We start from the raw sequence: 2,814 nt of genomic DNA on the forward strand, positions 1-2,814 counted from the left end.
CTGCGGCAGCGGTTGTGCTGCTGCTTGTCGCGCTGTCCGCAGACGCGCTGGCGCTCGAGCTACCGTCGCCATTGGCCGGCGCGGCTGCCGCGTTTTCGTTCGCATTGGCGGCCGGCGCCGAATTCGCGCTATTGCCGCCGCGAAAATCGGTCACATACCAGCCTGAACCCTTCAATTGGAACCCGGCTGCGGTCACCTGCTTGCGGAAAGTGTCTTTTCCGCATTCAGGACAGTTCGTCAGGGGAGCGTCGCTCATCTTCTGAAGCGCGTCCTTCCCGAAGCCGCATGACTCGCAGCGATAAGCGTAGATCGGCATGATCTTTTTCCCTACAGTAATCTGATAAACGCTTGCAAAGCCTTGAATTATAGCCGCAAACAATTCCCCACCCCGGAATTCGGGAGGCGGGCGGCTGACGCAGCCACCGTGCATCCACATGGGGGCGGAGCGCGCTAATTCAAGCTAACTCAGGTCCCCGCCGCCGTCCCGGCGGCGCCAGGTAAGCCAGCGCTCGCGGCCGGCAAACACCGCAATCGAGTCGCTGACTGGCTCGTCTTCAAGTAGATCGAAGTATGGGGACAGCAGCGTGTCGAGTTCGGCGCGCTCGATGCCGAATGGCGGACCTTTGGGTGTCGCGCCGAGAAAGTAGAAACCGGCAAGCAGAGCGCCGGGGGGCAAAAGCTCGGCCATGCGGCGCGCATAATCGGCCCGGCGCGCGACGGGCAACGCGCACAGAAACGCGCGTTCGTAGATCCAGCCGGGCTCAGGCGTCGGCTGCCAGGCGAAGAAATCGGCCTGCTCGACGATCTGGGCGTACTGGCCCAATTGGGCGCGGGCCGTTGCCACCGCTGCGGGCGAGAAATCGATCGCCTGTACCCTGTGGCCTTGGCGAGCCAGCCAGAGCGCTTCCCAGGCGCTGCCGCATCCGGGGATCAGCACCGCGCTTTCGACGTGTCGCGTCGCGAACGCCTCGAATGCAGCCGGCACGCCGGCCTGATCCCAAGGGGTGAAGCCGCGCTCGAAGCGCTCGTCCCAGAATGCGGGGGAATTCGGGTCGCGGGCGATGAAATCAGCGCCGTCGGGATTGGCCGGATTGGCCGGCTTGGTCGGATCGCTCATCTGTGTACCTTCAGCCCCCATACGCCAGCGCAAGCCACGCCCGCGCCACCACGACACCCACCCCCACCGCGAGACCGAATAGCAGCAAACCTTGCAGCAACCGGTTGGTACGCCGCTGTTCGAGCAGAATCTGGCGAACGGTGTCGTCATTCGGCCCGCGCTGATTGTCATGATGCTGCGCGAGAACATGGTGAATCAACCGCGGCAGTTGCGGCAACGTCTTGCTCCACTGCGGCGCTTCAATCTTGAGCCGCTCGTACCAGCCGCGCAGGCCGATCTGCTCGTTCATCCAGCGTTCAAGATACGGCTTGGCGGTCTTCCACAGGTCCAACTCCGGATCGAGCGAACGTCCGAGCCCTTCCACGTTCAGCATGGTTTTCTGCAGCAACACGAGTTGCGGCTGAATCTCGACGTTAAAGCGGCGTGAAGTGGAAAAGAGGCGCATCAGCACCTGTCCGAGCGAGATGTCTTTCAGCGCGCGGTCAAAGTACGGCTCGCAGACAGCGCGAATCGCGCTCTCCAGTTCTTCGACTCGCGTAGTCGCCGGCACCCAGCCGGATTCGAGGTGCAGCGTCGCCACCCGGTGATAGTCGCGCTTGAAAAACGCGAGGAAGTTCTGCGCGAGGTAGTTTTTATCAAAATCCGACAGCGCTCCGATAATGCCGAAATCGAGTGCGATGTAGCGCCCGAAATGCGCCGGATCGAGGCTGACCTGAATATTGCCCGGGTGCATGTCGGCGTGGAAAAAGCCGTCGCGAAACACCTGGGTAAAAAAGATCTCCACGCCTTCGCGAGCCAGCTTCGGAATGTCCACGCCAGCCGCGCGCAGCGTCTCGACCTGGCTGATCGGGACGCCGACCATGCGCTCCATGACAAGCACGGTGGGCGTGCAGAACTCCCAATACATCTCCGGCACGAGCAGTAGATCGAGCCCGGCGAAGTTGCGACGCAACTGGCTGCCATTGGCCGCTTCGCGCATCAGGTCGAGTTCGTCGTGCAGGTATTTGTCGAACTCGGCGACCACTTCGCGCGGCTTCAAACGCTTGCCATCCGCCCAAAGACGCTCGGCCCATACGGCGATGTCGCGCAACAGCGCAAGGTCGGAGTCGATCACCGGCAGCATGTTCGGGCGCAGAACCTTGACCGCGACGGCCTTGCCAGCATGCTGACCGGCCTTGACCTTGGCAAAGTGCACCTGCGCAATGGACGCGCTCGCCACCGGCACCCGTTCGAAATCGTCGAACAGCACATCGACTGGCGCGCCCAGCGACTTCTCCACCAGCCCGATAGCCACTTCGGACGGGAACGGCGGCACCTGGTCCTGCAGCTTGGCCAATTCGTTGGCGATATCGACAGGCAGCAGGTCGCGCCGCGTAGATAGCACCTGGCCGAACTTGACGAAGATCGGCCCGAGGCTCTCGAGCGCGAGCCGCAACCGGACGCCCGGCGGCTGATCGAACTTGCGGCCAATGGTGGTGATGCGCAGCAGCAACCGGACACGCCGGTCGTTGATGCGGCTGAGCATCATCTCATCGAGACCGAAGCGGATGACCGTAAAAAATATCTTGAGGAAACGCAGAAAACGCATGGTTGAGCCTGGTGACTAGCGCGTGCCGCGCGACGTGGCGGCGCCGCCCGGCGCATCTGCGCCGCGGGCTTCGACCTTCTGTTCAAGGCGCTCGACGCGCTTTTCAACG

The 2,814-nt window shown here is 62.8% G+C and carries 3 protein-coding genes and 1 pseudogene; all 4 read right to left on the reverse strand.

Annotated elements, in window-relative coordinates:
• Positions 1–316, reverse strand: a 316-nt coding sequence (locus WCA85_RS26560; protein WP_424067842.1) for an FmdB family zinc ribbon protein, incomplete at its 3' end; no start/stop codon positions are given.
• A 144-nt stretch (positions 317–460) separates the two neighbouring features.
• Positions 461–1,117, reverse strand: coding sequence for a methyltransferase domain-containing protein (locus WCA85_RS26565; protein ID WP_424067843.1), 657 nt, complete (start codon positions 1,115–1,117; stop codon positions 461–463).
• A gap of 10 nt (positions 1,118–1,127) precedes the next feature.
• A complete protein-coding gene (gene ubiB / locus WCA85_RS26570) occupies positions 1,128–2,705 on the reverse strand; it encodes a ubiquinone biosynthesis regulatory protein kinase UbiB (RefSeq protein ID WP_424067844.1) in 1,578 nt (525 codons plus the stop codon).
• A 15-nt stretch (positions 2,706–2,720) separates the two neighbouring features.
• A pseudogene (locus tag WCA85_RS26575) lies at positions 2,721–2,814 on the reverse strand (sterol-binding protein); the annotation flags it as partial.

This window comes from Paraburkholderia sp. (genome assembly GCF_049581445.1).
In the GTDB taxonomy this organism is placed as follows: Bacteria; Pseudomonadota; Gammaproteobacteria; order Burkholderiales; family Burkholderiaceae; genus Paraburkholderia.